The organism is Aeromonas sp. sif0611, assembly GCF_019218845.1.
In the GTDB taxonomy this organism is placed as follows: Bacteria; Pseudomonadota; Gammaproteobacteria; order Enterobacterales; family Aeromonadaceae; genus Aeromonas; species Aeromonas media.
In genome coordinates this window covers 107565-130012 of sequence record NZ_JAHUWU010000005.1, presented here as the reverse complement: position 1 = coordinate 130012, position 22448 = coordinate 107565, and the positions used below count along the sequence as shown (strand labels likewise).

24 protein-coding genes and 1 riboswitch are annotated in these 22448 nt (G+C 61.2%); of the genes, 6 read left to right on the top strand and 18 right to left on the bottom strand.

Annotated features, from left to right (window positions below; all coding sequences use genetic code 11):
* Positions 1-18: 18 nt before the first annotated feature.
* Positions 19-1449 carry a gamma-aminobutyraldehyde dehydrogenase gene (locus KW824_RS13605; RefSeq protein WP_215270087.1) on the top strand — a complete coding sequence of 477 codons (1431 nt, stop codon included), beginning with the start codon at positions 19-21 and terminating at the stop codon, positions 1447-1449.
* 76 nt (positions 1450-1525) lie between these two features.
* Here the strand turns inward: KW824_RS13605 and cyoE are convergent, their stop codons facing one another.
* From cyoE to KW824_RS13585, 4 genes are all read right to left on the bottom strand, one after another.
* Entirely contained in the window at positions 1526-2431 is a 906-nt protein-coding gene (gene cyoE, locus KW824_RS13600) for a heme o synthase (protein ID WP_005330425.1), read from the bottom strand.
* Entirely contained in the window at positions 2428-3444 is a 1017-nt protein-coding gene (locus KW824_RS13595) for a heme A synthase (RefSeq protein WP_218410058.1), read from the bottom strand. Before KW824_RS13595 ends, cyoE begins: the two co-directional genes overlap by 4 nt.
* A 70-nt stretch (positions 3445-3514) precedes the next feature.
* On the bottom strand, positions 3515-4003 hold the full coding sequence (locus tag KW824_RS13590) for a hypothetical protein (RefSeq protein ID WP_218410057.1): 489 nt from the start codon (positions 4001-4003) through the stop codon (positions 3515-3517).
* Positions 4000-4662: an SURF1 family protein gene (locus tag KW824_RS13585; protein WP_218410056.1), complete on the bottom strand. Its 663-nt coding sequence runs from the start codon at positions 4660-4662 to the stop codon at positions 4000-4002. Before KW824_RS13585 ends, KW824_RS13590 begins: the two co-directional genes overlap by 4 nt.
* A gap of 81 nt (positions 4663-4743) precedes the next feature.
* Between KW824_RS13585 and KW824_RS13580 the strand changes: the two genes are divergently transcribed.
* Positions 4744-4950: a DUF2909 family protein gene (locus tag KW824_RS13580; protein WP_218410055.1), complete on the top strand. Its 207-nt coding sequence runs from the start codon at positions 4744-4746 to the stop codon at positions 4948-4950.
* A gap of 8 nt (positions 4951-4958) precedes the next feature.
* On the opposite strand, the gene KW824_RS13575 is transcribed toward KW824_RS13580, so the two are convergent.
* The 6 genes from KW824_RS13575 to KW824_RS13550 form a co-directional block, all read right to left on the bottom strand.
* Positions 4959-5840, bottom strand: coding sequence for a cytochrome c oxidase subunit 3 (locus KW824_RS13575; RefSeq protein WP_111911046.1), 882 nt, complete (start codon positions 5838-5840; stop codon positions 4959-4961).
* Positions 5841-5842: 2 nt separating this feature from the next.
* Positions 5843-6397 carry a cytochrome c oxidase assembly protein gene (locus KW824_RS13570; RefSeq protein ID WP_218410054.1) on the bottom strand — a complete coding sequence of 185 codons (555 nt, stop codon included), beginning with the start codon at positions 6395-6397 and terminating at the stop codon, positions 5843-5845.
* Positions 6398-6406: 9 nt separating this feature from the next.
* Positions 6407-7993 carry a cytochrome c oxidase subunit I gene (gene ctaD, locus KW824_RS13565; protein WP_041204949.1) on the bottom strand — a complete coding sequence of 529 codons (1587 nt, stop codon included), beginning with the start codon at positions 7991-7993 and terminating at the stop codon, positions 6407-6409.
* Positions 7994-8002: 9 nt separating this feature from the next.
* The gene (coxB, locus tag KW824_RS13560; RefSeq protein ID WP_371316621.1) at positions 8003-9163 is read right to left on the bottom strand and encodes a cytochrome c oxidase subunit II; all 1161 of its coding nucleotides are present in this window, start codon (positions 9161-9163) and stop codon (positions 8003-8005) included.
* Positions 9164-9534: 371 nt separating this feature from the next.
* Positions 9535-11607: a tRNA(Met) cytidine acetyltransferase TmcA gene (locus KW824_RS13555; protein ID WP_218410053.1), complete on the bottom strand. Its 2073-nt coding sequence runs from the start codon at positions 11605-11607 to the stop codon at positions 9535-9537.
* Positions 11604-11918 (bottom strand): HlyU family transcriptional regulator, encoded by a 315-nt coding sequence (locus KW824_RS13550; protein ID WP_218410052.1) that lies wholly within the window; start codon positions 11916-11918, stop codon positions 11604-11606. Before KW824_RS13550 ends, KW824_RS13555 begins: the two co-directional genes overlap by 4 nt.
* A gap of 139 nt (positions 11919-12057) precedes the next feature.
* On the opposite strand from KW824_RS13550, the gene KW824_RS13545 reads away from it, so the two are divergent.
* The 3 genes from KW824_RS13545 (at position 12058) to KW824_RS13535 (ending at position 13660) form a co-directional block, all read left to right on the top strand.
* A complete protein-coding gene (locus tag KW824_RS13545) occupies positions 12058-12264 on the top strand; it encodes a bacterioferritin-associated ferredoxin (RefSeq protein WP_041204947.1) in 207 nt (68 codons plus the stop codon).
* A gap of 141 nt (positions 12265-12405) precedes the next feature.
* The gene (gene bfr / locus KW824_RS13540; protein WP_041204945.1) at positions 12406-12885 is read left to right on the top strand and encodes a bacterioferritin; all 480 of its coding nucleotides are present in this window, start codon (positions 12406-12408) and stop codon (positions 12883-12885) included.
* A 316-nt stretch (positions 12886-13201) separates the two neighbouring features.
* Positions 13202-13660, top strand: a complete 459-nt coding sequence (locus tag KW824_RS13535; RefSeq protein ID WP_041204943.1) for a methylglyoxal synthase — start codon at positions 13202-13204, stop codon at positions 13658-13660.
* Positions 13661-13723: 63 nt separating this feature from the next.
* Here the strand turns inward: KW824_RS13535 and KW824_RS13530 are convergent, their stop codons facing one another.
* Positions 13724-14311: a superinfection exclusion B family protein gene (locus tag KW824_RS13530; protein ID WP_005330454.1), complete on the bottom strand. Its 588-nt coding sequence runs from the start codon at positions 14309-14311 to the stop codon at positions 13724-13726.
* A gap of 203 nt (positions 14312-14514) precedes the next feature.
* A riboswitch (yybP-ykoY riboswitch) is annotated at positions 14515-14621 on the top strand.
* An 89-nt stretch (positions 14622-14710) separates the two neighbouring features.
* On the opposite strand from KW824_RS13530, the gene KW824_RS13525 reads away from it, so the two are divergent.
* Positions 14711-15697: a sodium:calcium antiporter gene (locus KW824_RS13525; protein WP_256351377.1), complete on the top strand. Its 987-nt coding sequence runs from the start codon at positions 14711-14713 to the stop codon at positions 15695-15697.
* A gap of 95 nt (positions 15698-15792) precedes the next feature.
* Here KW824_RS13525 and ansB read toward each other — a convergent pair whose 3' ends face one another.
* From ansB to KW824_RS13490, 7 genes are all read right to left on the bottom strand, one after another.
* Positions 15793-16851: an L-asparaginase 2 gene (gene ansB / locus KW824_RS13520; RefSeq protein ID WP_161507532.1), complete on the bottom strand. Its 1059-nt coding sequence runs from the start codon at positions 16849-16851 to the stop codon at positions 15793-15795.
* Between the two features lie 129 nt (positions 16852-16980).
* Entirely contained in the window at positions 16981-17175 is a 195-nt protein-coding gene (locus tag KW824_RS13515; protein WP_042648170.1) for a heavy-metal-associated domain-containing protein, read from the bottom strand.
* 62 nt (positions 17176-17237) lie between these two features.
* Positions 17238-18200, bottom strand: coding sequence for a LacI family DNA-binding transcriptional regulator (locus tag KW824_RS13510; RefSeq protein ID WP_161507533.1), 963 nt, complete (start codon positions 18198-18200; stop codon positions 17238-17240).
* A gap of 132 nt (positions 18201-18332) precedes the next feature.
* The gene (locus tag KW824_RS13505; RefSeq protein ID WP_005323515.1) at positions 18333-19472 is read right to left on the bottom strand and encodes a carbohydrate porin; all 1140 of its coding nucleotides are present in this window, start codon (positions 19470-19472) and stop codon (positions 18333-18335) included.
* 224 nt (positions 19473-19696) lie between these two features.
* Complete coding sequence (locus KW824_RS13500; RefSeq protein ID WP_218410050.1) at positions 19697-20626, bottom strand: ROK family protein; 930 nt, start codon at positions 20624-20626, stop codon at positions 19697-19699.
* A gap of 11 nt (positions 20627-20637) precedes the next feature.
* A complete protein-coding gene (gene chbA / locus KW824_RS13495) occupies positions 20638-20949 on the bottom strand; it encodes a PTS N,N'-diacetylchitobiose transporter subunit IIA (protein WP_218410049.1) in 312 nt (103 codons plus the stop codon).
* 73 nt (positions 20950-21022) lie between these two features.
* Positions 21023-22408: a glycoside hydrolase family 1 protein gene (locus KW824_RS13490; RefSeq protein ID WP_042648165.1), complete on the bottom strand. Its 1386-nt coding sequence runs from the start codon at positions 22406-22408 to the stop codon at positions 21023-21025.
* Positions 22409-22448 lie beyond the last annotated feature (40 nt).

Genomic DNA, 22448 nt, shown 5'->3' with positions numbered 1-22448 from the left:
GTGCGCAAGGATGCAACCATGAAACTCTCTACCCAACTCTTGATCGACGGTCAGTTCGTCACCGGTGACGGCCCGGCCGAGCCCATCCTCAACCCGGCCACCGGGGAGCTTCTCGCCTCGGTGCCAGAAGCTTCATTCGAGCAGGTGAACCGGGCGGTGAACGGTGCCCAGCGCGCCTTCGCCCAGTGGAGCCGCACCACCCCGGCCCAGCGCAGCACCCTGCTGCTGCGCCTGGCCGATGCCATCGAGCGCCACGCCGAGGAGTTTGCGGCGCTAGAATCCCTCAACTGCGGCAAACCCTATCTGGCGGTGCTCAATGACGAGCTGCCTGCGGTGGTGGACTGTTTCCGCTTCTTCGCCGGCGCCGCCCGCTGCCTGCAGGGGCCGCTGGCGGGGGAGTACATCGAGGGGCACACCAGCATGATCCGCCGCGACCCCATCGGGGTGGTGGGCAGCATTGCCCCCTGGAACTATCCGCTGATGATGGCGGCCTGGAAGATGGCCCCCGTGCTCGCCGCCGGCAATACGGTGGTGCTCAAGCCCTCCGAGCAGACCCCGCTCACCGCTCTGCGCCTGGCGGAGCTCGCCAGCGAGCTCTTCCCGCGCGGCGTCATCAACATCGTCTGCGGCCGGGGCGAGAGCGTAGGGGCGCCGCTGGTGGAGCACCCGCTGGTGCGCATGGTGTCGCTCACCGGTGACATCGCCACCGGCCAGAAGATCCTGCAGAGCGCCGCCCGCACCATGAAGCGCACCCACCTGGAGCTGGGGGGCAAGGCGCCGGTCATCATCTTCGACGATGCGGATCTGGAGGCCGTAGTGGCGGGCATTCGCACCTTCGGCTTCTACAACGCCGGCCAGGATTGCACCGCCGCCTGCCGCATCTACGCTCAGGGCAAGATCTACGACAAGTTCGTCGCCGCCATGACCGAGGCGGTGGCCTCCATCAAGGTGGGCGGTCCACGCGAGGAGGGGGTGGAGATGGGGCCGCTCATCTCTGACCGGCAGCGCAACCGGGTGGCCAGCTTCGTGGAGCGGGCCCAGAGCAGCGGTCACGTGGAGGTGACGGCGGGGGGCAAGATCCGCCCCGGCAACGGCTTCTTCTTCGAGCCGACCCTGATCGCCCATGCCCGCCAGGAGGATGAAATCGTGCGCCGGGAGGTATTCGGCCCGGTGGTGTCGGTGACCCGCTTCAGCGACGCCGAGCAGGTGGTGCAGTGGGCCAACGACTCGGACTACGGCCTCGCCAGCTCGGTCTGGACCCGGGATCTCGGCCTTGCCAGCAAGGTGGCCAGCCACTTGCAGTACGGCTGTACCTGGATTAACACCCACTTCATGCTCACCTCCGAGATGCCCCACGGCGGCATGAAGATGTCCGGCTACGGCAAGGATCTCTCCCTCTACGCGCTGGAAGACTACACGGTGCCGCGCCACATCATGGTCAAGCTCTGAACATGATTCAGGCTGGCCTCGGGGCCAGCCTGAATGTGCAAACCACTACCCATATCCCCTGCCAGATACTTCCCCCCTATGACAGCCGCCACAACCAGTGGTGATCCAGAATAAGCAGACCAAACAGCAACATCAGGTGATAGATGGAGAAGCGGAAAGTGCGCATCGCCTGACCGGGGCGATCCGAATACTTCAGCAACCAGCCATGCCAGCAGAACCCGAGGTTCAACGCCAGACTGCCGATCAGATAAAGCAGCCCGGACATGCCGATCAGGTAGGGCAGCAGGCAGACCAGGGTCAGGATCATCAGATAGAGCAGGATTGCCGTCTTGGTGAATGCGATGCCATGGGTGACGGGCAGCATGGGAATGTTCGCACCGGCATAGTCATCACGTCTGTGGATGGCCAGGGACCAGAAGTGGGGCGGCGTCCAGGTGAAGATGATCATCACCAGCAGCCAGGGCTCGGCCGAGAGCCCTCCCGTGATGCTGGTCCAGCCCAGCAGCGGTGGCATGGCCCCTGCCAACCCGCCGATGACGATGTTCTGTGGTGTGGCCCGCTTGAGCAGCAGGGTATAGACGACCGCATAGCCAAACAGGCTGGCCAGGGTCAGCCAGGCGGTCAGAGGATTCACGCCCCAATAGAGCAGGACGAAGCCCGTCAACGCCAGCCAGAGCGCAAACACCATCGCAGACTTAGGCCCGATCCGCCCCATGGCGACCGGTCGCCAGCGCGTTCTGCGCATCTGGGCATCGATGCCGTGATCCAGAGAGTGATTCATGGCCGCGGCCCCCGCAGCCAGCAGCCCTATCCCCGTCAGTCCCAGCACCATCTCGTCCAGTGAGGCCTGGGTCGGCTCGGCCAGCAGCATGCCGACCCAGGCGGTCAGCAGCAGCAAGGCCACCACCTTGGGCTTGGTCAGTTGGTAGTAGTCCCGCAACAGCCGGGTGTCGATGAAGCGGGCCAATGACTTGCTGTTCATGTCTGACTCCTGATCGCCTCAGGCGACAGCGAAGGGGAAAGCCGGGGGCGGGAGAGCCGCCCACGGGCCAGCACACAACACACCAGCAGGTGGGCCGCCACCAGGTTGTGCGCGAGGGCATTGGCCAACGGCAGGGCCAGGTGGACATTCGCCAGCCCCAAGGCAATTTGCACCAGCAGCAGGGCCAGCAAGCCCCCCCCCAGGAAGCGCAACGGGGCCCCCTGATGGATCAGAGCGAGGGCAAAGCCCCCCACCAGCAGGGCGGTGGCAAGGGCTCCCAGACGATGGGCGATATGGATGGTCTGGCGCGCCTCCTTGCTCAACACCCCGAACTCATAGCTGGCGTGGCCGAGCGGCAGATGAAAGGCTTCCTCCCAGTTCAGCTGCGCCTGCCAGCTCCCCTGACAGAGAGGCAGCTCGACGCAGGCCATGGCCGCATAGTTCGCCGACGTCCAGCCACCCAGCGCTATCTGAAGCAGCAGCACACCGCAGGCCGCATTACCCAGCCAGGGCAAGCCCTCACCGCGGCAGACGGGCGCGTTCGCGGCGGAGCGCGCAAGCTCGGCCCGATAGAGCCAGAGCAGGGTCAGGATGGCGAACCCACCCAGCAGATGGGTGGTCACTACCAGAGGGTGCAGTGCCAGCGTCACCGTCCACATGCCCAACGCCGCCTGCCCAACCACCAGCACCAGCAAGACCCCCGAGAGGTGACGCAGACGACCGCCAGCGCGCCAGCTCAGCATGAACAGCAACGCAATCACACCACCCAGCACACCGGCGAAGTAGCGATGAACCATCTCGCTGCGCGCCTTGTGAGGCTCCAGCGGCGTATCCGGGTAGAGCTGGGCTGCCCGCTCCATATGCACGGATTGGGGGACGGCCAGGGAGCCGTAACAACCGGGCCAATCGGGGCAGGCCAGCCCGGCATCCGTCAGCCGGGTATAGGCACCGAGCACGATGACCAGCACCGCCAGTGCGATGGCGATCGATGCCAGCCTCTTCTGTATGTTCATACGCCCCCCCTCTGAAGCTTGTACCCGGATGATGGCGACATGACACACGACACAGGCCTCAGGTGCGCGTTCATTGCACACCTCGCTGATACTTGAGCAGTTGTTGCAGATCCGACAGCACGGCCTTGCCAAGCAGTGGCCACGCCGCCGTGCTGGCCGGTACCTCGTAGCGCAGGATGGCCAGCCCTTGCGAGTCCACCAGCATCATGTCGCCTACCCGCACAGCTCCGTTCGCCCCGCGCGGCGGTGTATCAGTCAGTTGCACCAGATCCAGCTTGTCCAGATTGCGGCCCAGGGCGCTTTGGATCCGCGACATCAACTCGGGCACCTGCTGGCATTGCGCCTCACAGCGCCGGGCGGCCAGATAGACCAGCCGCCATTTGCTCTGATGGGGCGGGAGCGGCTGCAACAGATAGACCTCCTGATCCAACCAGGCCCCCTTGTTGCGGGTGCCGGGTTCATACCAGCCCTGCCTCAGGGTCAGTGCAGCCAAAACCACAGGCAGCAGTATCACCAGCGCAAAGAAGACAGGTACCTTCCATCTTGACCATGAGTTCATGGGGACAACCTCCTTGTCAGCACCAGGCCACCCACCAGCATCACCAGCGCCAACCCAAGCCATTGCACTGCATATGCCCTGTGCTTCTCGGGCGGCATGACATTCGGCTGGTAGTGATGGAGGAAGGGAGTGTGCTTTTGATAAAACACGGCATCGGCGAGGGGCGAGCCGAGGATCTCGCTCAGGGCATCCACCCTGATGGACTGCAGCCGGTTAGGATAGGGGCCGGATTCGATGTTCTGACCCAGCAGGATGCCGCCGGGGGCCGTGCGCAGAAGACCGTCGAGATCCAGAGTTGCCGGGATGACGGGCCTTGGCAGTTGCTGCCTGCTGGCGGGCGCAGGCACCCAGCCCAGATTGACCAGCAGCAAGGGACGGGCATCACCGGCGCGTACCGGTATGATGACGTCATAGCCGATCTCGCCCGCCACCGCCTGGTTGTCCAGCAACCAGACATGAGGGGACACCCATTCGACCTCCCCTCCCAGTGACAGGCCATCCAGTGACTCAAGATTGCGCCAGTCGATCCGGGCAAGCGTCATTGGCGCCACCTGCTGCGCCACCGCCATCCGTCCCAGCCAGGCCTCTTTCTCCATCCCGCGCTGCCACTGCCAGAGCGACAGCTTGCACAAACCGGCCGTCACAACCAGAGTGAACATCAGTACGATCCAGCGCCTGTGATGCCATGGTCGCTGCTTATCCCATGTTGCCATGTCACGCATATAACGGAGGGCTCCAACATGTTGATCAAGATAGTGCTGGTACTGATGCTGCTGCTCATCATAGGACAGCTGTTTCATGCCCTCTGGTTGATGATGACCACGGGTCACCCCCAGAAGATGTCGGCCCCGCTGGGGCGCCGGGTGCTCTTTTCCCTACTGGTAGTCGTCATCCTGCTGCTCTCCTTGATGATGGGCTGGCTGGATCCCAACCCGCGCCCTTACTGATCCCGACTTCAGAGCAGGTAGACGAACACGAAGAGGCAGAGCCAGACCACATCGACGAAGTGCCAGTACCAGGCCGCGGCCTGGAAGGCGAAGTGGCGCTCGGCGGTGAAGTGATCCTTCAGCACTATCCGCAACCAGATGATCAGCAGGAATACAGTCCCCAGGGTGACATGCAAGCCATGGAATCCGGTCAGGATGAAGAAGGTATTGCCGTAGATGCCGGAGTCCAGTCGTAGCCCCAGATCCCGGTACGCATGCAGGTATTCATAGCCTTGCAGCCAGAGGAATGCCAACCCGAGCACCACGGTCACAAGCAGCATTCCCTTGAGACGACTGCGTTTTCCATTTTCCAGGCCGGTATGTGCAAACAGCAGGGTGACTGAGGATGCGAGCAGGATCAGGGTATTGATGAGGGGGATACCGTGCCAGGGCATGGCCTGGGTCGTGGTCCCTCCCGGGGTCTTGACCATGGGCCAGTGCGCCGAGAAATCCGGCCACAGCAACTGGGCCGTCATCGCCTTGTTGCCCGCGCCGTCCAGCCAGGGCATGGCAAGCTGGCGGGCATAAAACAGCACCCCGAAGAAGGCCAGGAAGAACATCACTTCGGAGAAGATGAACCAGACCATGCCTTGCCGGAAGGAGCGATCCATCTGGGCGCTGTAGAGCCCGGTCATGGACTCCTGGATGATGTGGCGAAACCAGCCAAACAGCATGAAGACCAGCAAGGCAACGCCAGCCATCATCAAATACCGGCCGACCCCGTCCTGCTTGCTCGCCACTTCATTGACCAGATGCCCCGCCCCGAAAGCCAGGAAAAACAAGGCCACCGCCCCTATGATGGGCCAGCGGCTCTGGTCCGGGACATAATACGTCTGGTTCACTTTGGCCATGATTATTTCCTCTGCGCCAGCGTCGGGGCTGGGGTGGACTGAGTAATGTCATAGAGTGAATAGGAGAGCGTGATGGTGTTTATGTTGTCGGGCAAATCGGGGTCGACATAAAACTTGAGCGGCATCAGCTTGCTCTCTCCCGCCTGCAACTCCTGACGGTTGAAGCAAAAGCACTCCACTTTCTTCAAATAGGCGGCGGCGGGACCGGGCGAGACTGACGGTACCGCCTGACCAATCATGGTGCGATCGGTGGGATTGAACACCCGATAATTGACCAGCTTCATTTCACCCGGCCGCACCGACAACCGCGCCGTTTCGCCGCTGAACTGCCACGGCATCCGGGTGTCCGCATGGGCAAGGAACTCGATCTGGATGGTCCGTTTGCTGTCGATCACCGCCCGCTCTGCCGTGGCCGGCTGTACTGCGGTCTTGCCGTTGAGACCGGTGATCCTGCAGAAGACGTCATACAGTGGCACCAGCGCAAAGGCGAACCCGAACATGACAAGCACCACCAGGGCCAGCTTTCTGAGCAGGGGACCGTGATTGACCTGAGCCATACGATCTCCTTACCGCACCTCTGGCGGAGTCTTGAAGCTGTGGTAGGGAGGGGGGGATGAGAGCGTCCACTCCAGCCCCTCCGCCCCTTCCCATACCTGATTGCTCGCCTGCTGCCCTCCCCTGATGCACTTGATCACCCCCCAGACGAACAGCAACTGCGACAACCCGAAGGCGAAGCCGCCGAGACTGATCAGCATGTTGAAGTCGGCAAACTGCAGCGCGTAATCCGGGATGCGACGGGGCATGCCCGCAAGACCGACGAAATGCATGGGGAAGAAGAGCACATTGACCGAAATGAGCGAGCACCAGAAGTGCCACTGCCCGAGCCGTTCGTCATACATGTGCCCCGTCCATTTGGGCAGCCAGTAATAGGCGGCTGCCAGGATCGAGAAGACGGCACCGGTGACCAGCACATAATGGAAATGGGCCACGACAAAATAGGTATCGTGATATTGGAAATCGGCCGGGATCATGGCCAGCATCAACCCCGAGAAGCCACCTATGGTGAACAGGGTGATGAAAGCGATGGCAAACAGCATGGGGGTCTCGAACGTCAGTGACCCCCGCCACATGGTGGCAACCCAGTTGAATACCTTTACCCCGGTCGGCACCGCGATCAGCATGGTGGCGTACATGAAGAACAACTCGGCGACCACGGGCAGCCCAGTCGTAAACATGTGGTGAGCCCAGACCATGAAGGAGAGCAAGGCGATGCTGCTGGTGGCATAGACCATGGAGCGATAGCCAAACAGTTTCTTGCGAGAGAAGGTGGGAATGATGCTGGAAACGATGCCAAAGGCCGGCAGTATCATGATGTACACCTCAGGGTGGCCAAAGAACCAGAAGATGTGTTGGAACATCACAGGATCTCCTCCCCCGGCCGCGTCGAAGAAGCTGGTTCCGAAATACTTGTCCGTCAGCACCATGGTCACCGCCGCCGCCAGAACCGGCATGACAGCAATGAGCAGGAAGGCCGTGATTAGCCAGGTCCAGACAAACAGCGGCATCTTCATCCAGCCCATGCCCGGCGCCCGCAGGTTGAAGATGGTAACGATGACGTTGATGGCTCCCATGATGGAGGAGATACCCATGATGTGGATGGCGAAGACGAATAGCGCCGTGCTGTTGCCGCTGTATTTGGTGGACAGGGGGGCATAGAAGGTCCAGCCCGAGCTGGGGCCACCACCCTCCATGAATAGGCTCGACAGCAGGATCAGAAACGCAAACGGCAGGATCCAGAAGCTCCAGTTGTTCATCCGGGGCAATGCCATGTCCGGGGCCCCGATCATGATGGGGATCAGCCAGTTGGCGAGACCGGTGAAGGCGGGCATCACGGCGCCAAAGACCATGATGAGGCCATGTACCGTGGTCATCTGGTTGAAGAACAGGGGCTCGACCAGTTGCAGACCGGGCTGGAACAGTTCGGCTCGAATGACCATGGCCATGGCGCCACCGGTGAAGAACATGGTCAGGGCGAACAACAGATAGAGAGTGCCGATATCTTTGTGATTCGTGGTGTATAACCAGCGTTTCAGGCCCGATGCAGGTTGGTGGGCGTGCTCGCTGTGCAGGGTATCCGTGATTCCATCACTCATGCTGGCGCCTCACTTGTCCTTGTTTGGTTCGACTGGGTTCAGAAGGGACTGCACCTCTGCAGCCTGAATGACATCACCGGTCTTGTTGTCCCAGGCATTGCGCTCGTATGTCACGACGGCGGCGAGTTCCTGCGCCGTCAGCTGCTTGCCGAAGGGCTGCATCGCAGTCCCGCTCTTGCCATGCAGGACTATGTCCAGGTGCTGGGCCCTGTGTTCTGGCAGCGTCGCCACCTTGCTGCCCTTGAGGGCCGGGAAGATGCCGGGCAAGCCTGTACCCGCGGGCTGATGGCAGGCGGCGCAATGCCCCAGGAACACCTTCTCACCCAGCTCCATGGCCTGCGACAGCGTCATGGTCTGGCTGGCCAGGTCTTGCTGCTGGGCCTTGACAGCTGCCTGATCTGCCGCTGTCTTTGCGATCCAGCCATCGAACTCCCCGGCCGGCTTGGCCACCACCACTATGGGCATGAAGCCGTGGTCTTTGCCGCACAGCTCGGCACACTGCCCCCGGTAGGTGCCAGCCTTGTCGATGCGGGTCCAGGATTCGTTGATGTAACCGGGATTGGCATCTTTCTTCACGGCGAAGGCGGGCACCCACCAGGAATGAATTACATCGTCCGAGGTCATCAGGAATCGGATCTTCTTGCCGACGGGCAACACCAAAGGCTGATCTACTTCCAGCAGATAGGTGCCGCTCTTGGGTTCGTCGCCCGAGATCTGCTTCTTGCTGGTCGCCAACAAGGAGTAAAACTCCACCGGATGCTCGAGGTATTTGTAATGCCATTTCCATTGCGAACCCGTGATAAGCACGGTGAGATCGGCTTTGGAGGTATCCTCCATTTTCAGCAGTGTCGAGGTCGCCGGTGCCGCCATCGCGACCAGGATCAGCACCGGGATGGCCGTCCATAACAGCTCGATGCGGGTACTCTCGTGGAATGGGGCGGCCTTGGCGCCGCGAGACTTTCTGTGGTGGACGATGGACCAGAGCATGGCCCCGAAGACGATCAGGCCAATGGCACAGCAGATATAGAAGATCGTCATATGCAGGTCATACACCTGCTGGCTGATGGCGGTCGCCCCGCGTGTCATGTTGAATGTGATGTCGCTGGCGGAAACACTGCTGCTGGCAAGCCACACCATCCATGCGCCATGGTTGATTGCATTTTTTCCCACATTGCACTCCCTGTGCACGTTAGAAAAGATGGCAAGCATTGACAGCTTAAATGCTAACCATCTGAAAATAATGCATTTATTAAACATTCAGTCACACTCAAGTATTAGTCCATATTCTGAAAAAACCAAAGTGGTGCCGGCCGACGAGGGACTCGTCAGAGCAGTTGGCATCCTATCCGGGGTAAACGAGGGGGGGGGGCTGGTGGCGACCATTGCCCCATGACATTGCCCTGAATGGCGCAATCACAGGAGATATCCGATAGCGAACGGCCAGGGCCGCTCGACAAAAGAGAAGGGGCCACACAGGCCCCTTGTTCATCTGTGGCGATCACAGTCGTCATCTCGTGCCGCCGCGGCCATGTCGTCCGTCGTCAGGTCATGGGCGCCTGTTTGTCCAGCAGCCGGGCCAGCAGGCTGCGCAGCATCTTGATAAGTGCAGGCTTGCCGGCAACCCCCAACGTCTTTGCCAACTCATTCCAGTCCACATACTGCCAGATAGGGGCGATCAGCAGCCGACGCTCGTCGGGAAGCAGTTCATCCAGCACAGTCAACCGACTGACCAGCCAGCGTTGCAGGCTTGCTTGGCACAGCTCGAACGGCTTGTGATGATGGGCAAAGCAATCGAGCTCCTGATACTCGAACTCATCCAGTTCGGGCACCTCTACGGCCACGTTACCACTCAGACATAGCCAGACCAATTCGGGCTCCAGCCCCTTGAGCTCTCCTGCCAGCAGGGTGGGCAACTGGCTCACGAAGCGCCGTCGCCATTGAGCCAGTTCCGAATCGAGTTCCGCTTTAAGTGGTTTGAGCAACAAGGCCGCATGGCTGCCACTGGCCGCATCTCGCTGCAGGCCGATGCGCAATGCCGTCAACCCCGCCTTGAGCCAGAATGGCAGCAAATCAGGACTGGCAGAGAAGGCTGACCCCAGATAGTCGTATCCCTGCGTGCGGTAGTGTGTTTCCAGCTGAGCCAGCAACAAAGAACCCAGTCCCAGACGATGCAAGGAGGGATGGATGGCAATGCGCATCACCCTGGCATAGGTGCGCTCCCCTGCCGTGATGAAACCGGCGTGTGCCAGCAGCGACTGGGGCAGCAGATGGCCGCGGGGACGTCGTCGCCCAGCCCAGATATCATGAGCCAGCGCTGGCGCTATGTTGCCTTCCCGAGCCACCAGGGCAACACCGAGCAACTCCCTCTCTTGCTCCAGCAGGTGGATGTCGAGGTCCGGGCTCTCCAGCAAATACCGCAGATCGCTGGGACTGGTCTGATAATGGGCCAGGACGAGCAGGCCGAACACCCGATTGAGCAGCGCCTCATCCCAGGCCAGCGCCTCCTGTGCCAGCCGTCGCCAGCTCGGTGTCTTCGGAGGTTGAGGTGCCACCATGTCGGCATTGAGACCGAGCAACCGGAAGATCAGCGGCTCCAGCGGATCATGCCGACTCCAGCGGATGGGTTCAGCCAGATGCAGCTCCTGCCAATCCGGGGTCTGCCTATCGAGCACCCGCTTGAAACGCAGATGAAAGCCACGCCCCGTCCCCTCATAGCCGTGCTCGGTGGTAGCGAACACTATGCGGCTGTGATGGGCCAGGATGGCCTCCAGCAGTGGAGTTGGAATGGCGGCGGCCTCATCTACCAGCAGCAGATCCGCTTGCACATCCCCTTGAGCGACTCGGTCTGGCGACACATAGGTCAGCCCCGTCAGCCGCTCAGGCGTGTCTGCCAGCGCCGCCGAGGCATGGGCAAAGAGCGTGGCGACCGTCGCCTGGGCGGGAGCCGTCACCACTATCTGCAGGCCGGGATCCTGGCGCAGCAGATCGGCGCCGGCCAGACCCAGCAGCGCACTCTTGCCACGGCCACGATCAGCGCTCAGCACCAGCGGACGACGGCGATGACCATGCAATACTTTGTGGATGGCCGGCAGCGCACGGGCTTGATCGGCACTGAGTGGCCGGCTTGCGTCAATAGGACGCCAGGGCTCGACGCCGACGGGAGGGCCCAAGGAGAGGGCAGGATCCCCTGTCAGCAGCCGCACCAGGCGGGCGATAAAACCATGACCCGCCCGCTTGGCATCCTTGGGCTGGGCAACCAGCCGCAACCTGTCGGGATCCGGATAGGCTGGCCACGCATCCCTGGGAGGCGTCAGCAGCAGCAGCAGGCCACCGGCGCGCAGCGTGCCCGCCAAGGCGCCGAAGGCATCGGGATGAAAACCGCTGAAGGCGTTGAACACCAGGGTATCGCACTCCTGACCGAGCCGTTGTAGCGCCTTGGCAGCGGGCAACGGTCCATGGTGCTCGGGGCCATCTCCCAGCCAGAAGACCATCTCCCCCAGCAAGGGTTCGGCGCGGGTGATGCAATCGGCTTCGATCCCTTCCAGCCAGATCAGTCGACGCTCACCGGCGTGAGCGAGACCTTGGCGCAACAGATCCACCTCGGCTGGGGTCATGAGGCTGATCTGTCGCCCGGCTTCACCCGTGGCTCAAACATGCGCTCTCCCATCTGATCGATGAAGGTATGGGCTTTTTGCACCATGAAACGCTCGGCGTCGGCTGGGTTGGTGAACAGATCGGAGCGGATGAAGCGATGAGTCTGTAATTGCCCGTCGATCTCCCTGGTGATGCGACCGGCCAGCCTGTACTGCCCCCCTTCCGCCATGGGTTCGGGATAAATGAGATAACCGGCGTATTCGGTGGGTGTGACAGCGGCTATCTGGGCAGCTTGCCCCTTGAACAGGGCACTGAATAGTGTCTTGAGCATCTTGGTCTCCTCTCTGATGGTTGCATTCTCCCCAAGGGGGGAATCACTGGCAAGCAGGGGATCTTATTACCATTCGTTCTTTGCACTACGAACCATTCTCATTTAGATTTCATCTCATTCCAGCATGAGGTCCATTAATATGTACGTGTGTTTGTGCCGCGGCATCACAGATAACCAGATCCGCAAGGCGGTACAGGCAGGCAAGACCGAGTTCAAACAGTTGAAACAGTCGCTGGAAGTCGGTACCCAATGTGGCAAATGCGTGCGCATGGCGATGGAGATCATTGCCGCCGAAGTCGACAAGATGGAGTCGGAGCAGGCGCCCCTTTATTACGAAGTGGCCTGAAGCGCCTCTTCCCGACACCTCACCTCATCGAGCGAAGGCTCTCCCTTTCTGGGGGGCCTATTCGCTATCTTTTTATGGTCATTTTTCTCGACTAAGCTCTAGTGATCGGTGCCCTAGGCTCGAACATGAGGAGTAATGTCGATGAAAGGAGATCCCAAAATCATTGCCCACCTCAACAAGGTGCTGGCCAATGAGCTGGTTGCCATCAACCAATATTTTCTGCATGCCCGCATCTACGATGACTGGGGCCTCAAGGGGCTCGGGCACAAGGAATATCATGAGTCCATCGATGAGATGAAACATGCCGACGAGTTGGTCAAGCGAGTGCTGTTTCTGGAAGGGCTGCCCAACTTGCAGGATCTGGGCAAGCTGCGCATCGGTGAGACCGTCGAGGAGATGTTGCGTTGTGATCTGTCACTGGAAATGGATGCCATTCCCGACCTGAAAGTGGCCATCACCTATGCCGAGTCCGTGCAGGATTACGTCAGCCGCGATCTGTTCCAGGATATCCTGGAAGACGAGGAGGAGCATGTTGACTGGCTGGAAACCCAGCTCGACCTGATCGCCCGTATCGGTCTGGAAAATTACCAGCAATCCCAGCTTCATTCAGAGTCATCCTGAGTGCGGATGTCATCATAATCTGCCCCCAACCCGCCAAGGCGGGTTTTTTCTGGGCCGCCAGCTTCAAGCCCAGGCATGAATTTGAAATATACGGACGTTACTGTCTGCCAGGCAGGTGGCCAACCGGGTTGTTTCCCCAAGTCAGCCAACCCCCTTCACGGAACGGGACGCACCGCCGGATCCGGCGAACGAGGCACTGCCCCAAGCCGGATTGAACCATTGCAGTGATCACAGTTACGATCCAGGGCAAAGCAGCACGCGCCGCTTTCGATTAAGATACGGCCCTATTTCCATCACTTTGCTACGGATGATCTCCATGGAATTGATTGCACGTGAGATGGCCCCCCACAAGCGGGTGGCCCTGGTGGCTCACGACAACATGAAAGCCCCATTGCTGAACTGGGTGCTGCGCCGCAAGGAGGAGCTCAAGCTCCACCACCTCTATGCGACCGGCACCACGGGCACCCTGCTCGGCAAGCAGGCACAACTCCCCATCACCTGCCTCTTCTCTGGCCCCATGGGCGGCGATCAGCAGCTCGGCGCCCTGATCGCCGAGGGCAGGATCGACGTGATGATCTTCTTCTGGGATCCTCTCAATGCCGCGGCACACGATCCGGACGTGAAGGCGCTGCTGCGTCTCGCGGCGGTCTGGAACATCCCGGTCGCCACCAACGAAGCCACGGCGGACTTCATCATGGACAGCCCGCACATGCAGCAGGCATTCAGCGTACAGGTGCCCGACTACGCCGGTTATCTCAAGGCAAGAACCGAGTAGCCCCAGCCAGATAGCAAAGAGCCGGACAGTGTCCGGCTCTTTTGTATGAAGGATGGTGACGGCTCAGCGCTGGAAGCTCTTCTGGGCGAACTTGGGTCTGGCGTTCATGATCTGCTCCACCTGCTCGTCGCTCATCTTGCCGCGCGACAGCCCCAGCACCTTGTAGGTCAGCAGCGGCCGTGCCGGCAGTGCAATCATCAGGGCGCGGATCTGGTTTTCGTCCTCCTTCTCTCGCACCGGCTTGCCATAGGCATAGGTCAGCACCCCGGCATCCATCAGGTTTTTGACGGCGGGCTCGGTGATCGGCAGGTTTATGACGCTTTTCCGTTGCAGCACGAACTCCCGCAACACCGCCTTCTCGTTGAAGTCGAGGAATCCTATCATCTGGGCCAGCTGATCCTGCTGACGGCGGGATTGCCACTCTTCGCAGGCCCATTCCCAGGCAATCAGGAAACCCTGGCTGCAGAAATAGGAGATGGCGATCAGCATGCCGACCCCCAGCCAGGCGGCGTGGACCGTGGCCCACTGGCTCACGGCGCCTTTCATCAGCCCGGCCGGGAACAGCAATATGATGCTGCAGCAGAGCAGCAGCCAGACCATTAGCCAGTTGAGGCGATTCAGCTGGTAAAAATGTTGGATCCACCGTTTCATCGTTCACCCTTCCCAAGTCAATGTGGACAGTAGTCAACCCATAGCAAGGCCTGTGCCAAGGCGAGGGTCTTGGGACGGGTTCAGGGTCTCTATGGGCAGATCCGAGGGGTTTGCTGGGTAGGGTGGTTACATCCCCTTACAACTTGCCGGGGGGATGAGCCGCCATTTTCCTTGTGGGGCGCCCCATCTCTTGGTAAAAATCCCGCACTGTCATTGGGGAGTAGCAACCCGCCCGAGATCCGGGCAGGGCTCATGTCAACATTCTTGGATCTGCCGGTCCATGGCATGAGCGGCGATAGCATCTATCGCTCTGCAAGACCTTTGGCCTCGATACGCAAGCCAGCCGGGCGAGCCGTATCGGGTCCATCGGTTGTTCTGCTCGCCTGGCGGTTACCTATTATGTTGATCACCCTGCTGTTATTCCTGTTCTCTGCCGTCACCATCTACCTGGCCTGCGAATATTTCGTCAACGGTATCGAATGGACCGGCCATCACTTCAAGTTTTCCCAGAGTGCCACCGGCTCCCTGCTGGCGGCCCTCGGCACTGCCTTGCCCGAATGCATCGTCACCCTGACCGCGCTGTTGATGGGGGATGCCCCCGCCCAGCAGCAGATTGGGATAGGCGCCGCCCTCGGTGGCCCCCTGGTGCTCTCCACCATAGGCTATGCCGCCGTCGGCGTGACCCTGCTGCTGTGCATGAGCCGTGAACACAGGGTCATAGATGGCGAGGTACAGCGCGAGATAGGCCGGGATCAGGCCTGGTTCGCCGGCATCTTCCTGGTGGCGGTGGCCCTCGGCATGGTGGCCTTCACCGGTAAAACCTGGCTGGCCCCGCTGTTCGTGCTGATTTATCTGGTCTACGTGCGGCGTGAGCTGAAACAGACCGACAGCCACGAGGTCGAGTTGCCAGAGCCTCTCAAGCTGGATCCCGAGGCCGAGATCCCGGCCCTTCGCAAGGTGCTGTTGCAGACCCTGGTAGCGCTGGTGGTGGTGGCGCTGGCGGCCCAGCTGTTCGTTCATCAGCTGGAGAGCATGGGCGAGCTGTTCGGCCTCTCTCCCGTGCTGGCGGCCCTGCTGCTGAGCCCGGTGGCAACCGAGATGCCGGAGCTGATGAACGTGCTGATCTGGGTGCTGCAGGGCAAACACCGGCTGGCGCTGGCCAATATCTCGGGGGCCATGATGATCCAGGGCACCATTCCCAAGGCGTTCTGCCTGCTGTTCACCCCCTGGTTGCTCGACAGCACCATGATGGTCTCCTCGCTGGTGACCCTGCTGGCGGTGGTACTGCTGTGGTGGGGCTTCAGCCGTGGGCGGATGACGGCGGGCAGGCTGGCCTGCGTGGGGCTGGTGTACCTGGGTTTCTGCGGCTGGCTGATGGTGAGCTGACGGCGCGCTCTATGTGAAGATGACGCCATGAGCAAGGGCAGGATCCGATCCTGCCCTTTTTTCATGGGTTTACGTTAGCGGGTTGAGCCCCGGGATCAGAACTGCTGGAACCAGCGCTGGATCTGGGCAGGATCCTTGCTCTGAGTCAGGGAGAGCATCAGCAGAATGCGTGCCTTCTGCGGGTTCAGGGTGCCGGCGGCCACGAAGCCGTACTTGGCGTCATCGATCTCGGCATCCAGGGTGGTGGCGCCGGTCGGCACGCGGGCGGAGCGCACCACCCGGATGCCATCCTTGCTCGCCTTGGCCAGGGTGTCGAACAGGCTGTGGTAGAGGTTGCCGTTGCCCACCCCGGCGCTGACGATGCCGTCGAACTTGGCATCCACCATCGCCTTGGCCGGCAGGTCGGTGGCGTTGGCGTAGCTGTAGACGATGCCCACCTGCGGCAGCTTGTCGAGCTTGCTCACGTCAAACGGGGTCTTGCTGGTGTGCAGACGGGCAGGGCTGCGCTGGTAGTCGATCTTGCCGTTGTGGATGTAGCCGAGCGGGCCGAAGTTGGGGGCGGCGAAGGTCTGCACCCCTGTGGTGTTGGTCTTGGTGACATCGCGAGCATCCAGCACGGTATCGTTCATGGCGACCATGACGCCACGGCCCTTGGAGCCGGGGTCGGAGGCGGTGACCACGGCGTTATACAGATTGAGCGGGCCATCGGCACTCATGGCGGTGGAGGGACGCATGGCGCCGACCAGCACCACCGGCTTGTCGCTCTTGACGGTCAGGTTGAGGAAGTAGGCGGTCTCTTCCATGGTGTCGGTGCCGTGGGTGATGACGATGCCGTCCACGTCGTCCTTGGCCAGCAGCTCGTTGACCCGCTTGGCGAGCGTGAGCCACACCTCGTCGTTCATGTCCTGGGAGCCTATCTTGACCACCTGCTCGCCCTGCACCTCGGCCACGTTCTTCATCTCGGGCACGGCGGCGATCAGGGTCTCGATGGCCACCTTGCCTGCTTCATAGTTGGATTGGGTGGCGGACTGTCCCGCACCGGCGATGGTGCCGCCAGTAGCTAGGATATGGACGCTGGGCAGGGCCATGGCCAGAGGAGAGAGGGTCAGGCCGAGTACGGTGGCGATCAGGGTCTTGCGGATAGGGAGGGTCATGCTGCAGTCCTTTTGAATGGGGAAACTGCAGCATTTTTATCCTTTTTAAACCAAATTTAAGTGATCACTCTCACCAATAAAAAGAAGTAAGCAGAATATTGGTCTGATTTTTACCCATATAGGGATAAATCACTTTGCACTGAAGCCCTTGGCTTCGATCAGCGCGATCAACTCGGCTCTGCTCAGCTCGCTCTCGATGATGGCCTTGCTGCTGGCAAAATCCACCTGAGCCTGGCTGACGGCACTCTGGGCCAGCAGGGCTTTTTGCAGGCTGGCGGCACAGCCACCGCAGGACATGCCGGAAATGGTGAGTTCTATGGTCATGGGATATCTCCTCTGTTGATGTGCCCTCAGCCTAAAGCTGGCGCTCGCGGCAAGGTCAAGCCCTAGCGGGCCACCACGGATTCACGCACCACCAGACGCCCCTGGAATTTCTGCTGTTCATCGGCCGGTCGCAGACTCTGTGCCAGTTGCGCTTGCAACACCCGCACGCTCTCCTGGGCCAACCGTTCACTCGGATACTCGATGCAGGTCAGCGGTGGGGTCAACTGGCTCGCCAGGGCGGAGCCTTCCAGGCTGATGACGGAGACATCCTGGGGGATATGGAGGTTGAACTCGCGCAACAGCCGCATGGCGTCGGCAGCCTGGGCATCTTGCTGCACCACCAGTGCGGTAAAGGGCAGGTAGCGGTTGAGCAGGCCGAGCAGCGCCTGCTGGTTGTCGGTGCCATCGATCACCAACTGGCTGTTATAGGGCAGAGATTGCTGCTGCAGGGCCTGTTGATAGCCTTGAATGGCGCTCTTTCCCGCAGGGGAGCTCTTGTCATCCAGCATCAGCACCAGCTGGCGATGGCCCTTGCCGAGCAGGAAGCGACAGGCGCTCTCGGTGGCGAAGGTCAGGTCGTAGCAGAGATTGAGGTTGTCGCTCTCACTCACCCCATCCAGCTGAATGAGGCGCGAGTCCGGGTTCAGAGGCTGTTTGGTACCGAGTACCAGCACGCCGTCACAACGCCCTCCCAGCAGTTCATCGACCGCCTGCTGCTGTTGCTGCGCCCCATCGGCGAAGCGCACCAGCATGTTCTTGCCCGCCCTGGCCAAGGCCCCTTCCAGCAGCGGCAGCATGCTGGCCAGACGATTGCCAAGCTGGGGGGAGAGGATGATGCCCACGCAATCCGTCGCCTGGGTCGCCAGGGAGCGGGCCGTGGCATTGGGTCGGAAATTCAGCTGCTCGGCGGCTTGCAGCACGGCCAACCGGCTCTCTTCACGCACACCGCGCGAGCCACTCAGGACGCGGGAGACGGTGGCTTTGGATACATTCGCAAGGCGCGATACATCGGTAATATTAGCCATGGCTTCATCAACGGTAACCGGTTAACAGAAGTTCATCCTAACATAGGCCAGCACCCGCCGGTAAGGTTTGCCTGCTGAGACAAATGGAAAAGGGTGGCCATCGCCACCCCCTGCCAGCTCTGACCCCGGCGGTCAGAAGAAGTATTTGAAGCGCACGCGGCCACCATAACGATCGATGTTGTCCACCTCGGCGCTGTCGACATTCAGCTGGGACCAGTAGGCCCCCAGATAGATGTCGAAGTTGTCCAGATCCAGCACGCTCGGGATCTTGTAGGAGGCATAGACGGTGTTGATGGTGTGCTTGCCCACCATCTTGCCGAAGTCGGCGCTGGGGTTGTTCAGATTGGCGCTGCTGATGTCATTGATGGCATAGATGTAACCCAGGCCGGCATTGTGCCAGAGCAGGTTGGCGCCCAGGGTGGTATCGGTTTCATCCTCGGCGTCCATGCGGGCCGCGTTGGCGTTGATGACCAGGGCGTCCTGGGTCCAGCTGGTGGTGAGGCCGTACCCCATGCGATCGGACACCGAGACGTCATCGCTGGTGACGATGGCGTCGCTGATCACGTTGCCCTCAGCCCCCAGAGCGACCTTGAGGTTCTCCCCCTTCCAGGCGATGACGGGACGCACGATGATGGAGTCCTTGGCCTTGGTCAGCGCATAGCCGTGGTACTGCTGGCCGGCAAACAGATTGGTGCGGTCCCCGATCAGGCTGGAGAGCTCCAGGTACCAGTTGCCTGTCTCCTTGTTCAGCAGCAGCTGGCCGCCCTTTCCTGCCCGGCCACGACCCTCCTTCAGCATGTAGACATAACCATTGCCATCGGAGTAGAGGTCGTTGGCGCTGTCACCGGAGTGCTCGACGAAGATGTCCTGACCCAGCGGGAACATGTCATAGGCCTCGAAACGGCCGACCTTCATCCCCCAGTTGCTGCGCTGGCCGAATCCCAGATAAGCGTCATCGGCACCGGCTCCACCGTTGGTGCCTATGGTGGGCTGGATCTGGATCTGGCCGTAGCGACCGTCTTCCAATTCTCGCACTCCGAGGAAGTTCAGCAGCAGGCGACCGTCCTCGTCCCAGCGATCGGTGCGAGTCTCGCTGGTCTGCCCCAGCACGTTGCCACGGGTAGTATTGGACGCGTTCAGGTTGATCTCCGCATCGCCCCCCAGGCTCAGGCGTCCGAAGTCCGTGTTGGTTTCCACCACGGCGCTGGCCATGAAAGGGGTGCTCAGGGCCAGGATGGCAAAGATCCGGGCGGACAGGTTTGTCAGTTTCATTATTATCATTCCTTGAGTTTTATGTTTTTGATATACAAGCACTTATTTATCTGCCTCCCCGAGAGGAGGACAAATTCGGGCATGCCTTTCCCCCATCGCGACGCAATGTGAGGCAAAGGGCATGGATCAAATAGGGTGGGGCTAGGGCCCGAGGCAGTGTCTCAGCCCCTGACTAGCGTCGCCTGCCGTGGGAGACGAGTCGGCGCTCTCCCTGCGGCCATGGTTCAGATGGCCCATGTGGTGGCTCCTTCGACGTAGCTCGGCAGCCAGGCGGCGCCGCGAACCCCGCTGCTGTCCCCGTAACGGGCAGGCACCATGGGGGTGATGCAGCGATCCGAAAACAGGTAGGGCGTCAGTGCCTGGGGCAAATCCAGATAGAGGCGATCTATGTTGGAAAGACCTCCTCCCAGCACGATGACATCCGGGTCCAGCACGTTGATCAGGCTGGCGACGCTGCGGGCCAGAGCCTGGATGAAGTGGTCATAGTGGGCCTCGGCCTCCACATCCCCCTCGGCGGCGGCCGTGATGATACCGATCGGCGACAGTCCTCGGCCGTGGCGCTCCACGAACCGGCCGGCAAATCCTGTCCCGGAGACGAACCGCTCGATGCAGTTGTCGCGGCCGCAGTAGCAGGGCTGGCTCGGGCCATCCAGAGCCGGGTCATAGCCGGGCAGAGGGTTGTGTCCCCACTCTCCGGTGATGGCGTTGGGGCCGACGATGAGTTGGCGATTGACCACCAGCCCGCCACCACAGCCGGTGCCGAGGATGATGCCGAATACTACCCTGCCCGCCTCTCCCGCCCCGTCGACGGCCTCCGACAGGGCGAAACAGTCGGCATCATTGGCGAGCCAGACCGGCTGGCCCAGCGCCTTGGTCAAGTCTCCTTTAAGGTCTTGTCCGTTGAGAAACAGGCAGTTGGCGTTCTTGATCCGCCCCGTCTGCGGGTCGATCGCCCCGGGCAGCCCTATGCCTATGGTGAAGGGACCATCCAGTTCCTGGCGTATCTCGTTCACCAGGTCGGTGATGGCCACCAGGAAATCGACATACCCCGTGGTCGGGGTCGCGATACGCTTGCACAGCAGGCTGACGCCCAGGCCATCGAGCAGTTGAGCCTCGATCTTGGTGCCGCCGATGTCGAGTCCGAGTCGCAACATGATCGTCTTCCTCAGGCGGCCAGCTTGCGGTGCAGCTCGATGAGCTCGGTGACCAGCTCCCGGGCCAGCATGGCGGTCATCAGGTGATCCTGGGCATGCACCAGGATCAGCGTGACCGGGATCTTGCCCTCCCCCTCATCCGCCTCGATCAGCCGGGTCTGCACCGCGTGGGCGGCGTTGGCGGCCTCGACGGCCTGGCGCAACAGATCATCTGCTTCGGCAAACTGGCCGGCCCTGGCCTGGCGCAGCGCCTCGAAGCAGAGGCTGCGGCTCATGCCGGCGTTGATGATGAGCCCCATGACGGTCTCTTCCAAATCGAACATACACACTCCTTGGTGATGGGCGCCGGCCCTTGGGCTGGCGCGCTTTCTTTATACGGGTCGACTGACGGAATAATCAGTCGAAGCCATGCTCGCGGGCGGCGGTGGCAAACCACTGGCCGCTCTTCTTGATGCGCCGGGTCTGGCTCTCCAGCTCCAGTTCGACGAAGCCGTAGCGGTTCTTGTAGGCGTTGCTCCAGGACCAGTTGTCGATGAAGGTCCAGAGGTGATAACCCCGGCATTGGCAGCCTTCTTCCAGCGCCTTGTGCAGCCAGATGAGGTGATCCCGGATGAAGCCGATGCGGTAGTCATCCTGGATCTGGCCATTCTCGCCCTTGAACTTGGCCTCCCCCTCGACCCCCATGCCGTTCTCCGAGATGTAGCTCGGGATGTTGCCGTAGTGGTCGCGCAGGTTGACCAGGATGTCGTAGATCCCCTGCTCGTAGATCTCCCAGCCCCGGTGCGGGTTCATCTTGCGGCCCGGCATCTCGTAGTAATCGAAGAACCACTCCGGCATGAAGGGGCTGGCAGGGTTGACCGCGTGGCTGCGCGCCTTGATCCGGCGCGGCTGGTAGTAGTTGACCCCAAGCAGGTCGATCTTGCCCGCCGCCAGCAGGGCCTTGTCCCCCTGCTCGCAGACCGGCAGCTGATCGTATTCGCGCAGCAGTTCGACCAGTTCGGCGGGGTATTCCCCCTTGACCGCCGGATCCAGGAAGCTGCGGTTGAACATCAGGTCGGCGATGTTGGCCGCCTTCAGATCCGCCGGGTGTTGCGAGCGCGGATAGGAGGGGGTCAGGTTCAGGATGATGCCGATCTGGCCATCCTGACCGAGGGCCCGGTAACGCTGCACCGCCGTGGCATGAGCCAGCATGGTGTGATAGGCCACGGTGGCGGCGCGGCGAAAATCCACCACGTTCGGATAGTGGAAGTCGTAGAGGTAGCCCCCCTCCACCGGCACGATCGGCTCGTTGAAGGTGAACCAGTGCTTGACCTTGTGACCGAACAGCCTGAAGCAGGTGTCGGCGAAGTCGGCATAAGCGGCGACCACCTCCCGGCTCTCCCAGCCACCCAGCGCCTGCATGCTCATCGGCATGTCGAAGTGGAACAGGCAGATGAAGGGCTCTATCCCCTCGGCCTTGAGCTCGTCGAGCATGGCGTCGTAGAAGGCGACGGCCTGTGGGTTGGGTTCTCCCCGTCCCGCCGGGATCAACCGCGACCAGGCGATGGAGGTGCGGAAACTGTTGTGGCCAAGCTGCTTCAGCAGGCGGATATCATCGCGAAAATGCTCATAAAAACCGGAGGTCTGCGCCGGCCCAATCTGCTGATGGAAGCGATGGGGGGACTGCTCGAACCAGTGATCCCAGATGGTGGGTGCCTTGCCCCCTTGCTGGCTGGCACCTTCCGCCTGGGCGGCAGACGAGGCGCTGCCCCACCAGAACTGTTCAGGAAAACGGTATTGCATCTCGTGTTACTCCAAGCTTGAAAAAAGAGGCCGCCTGGCG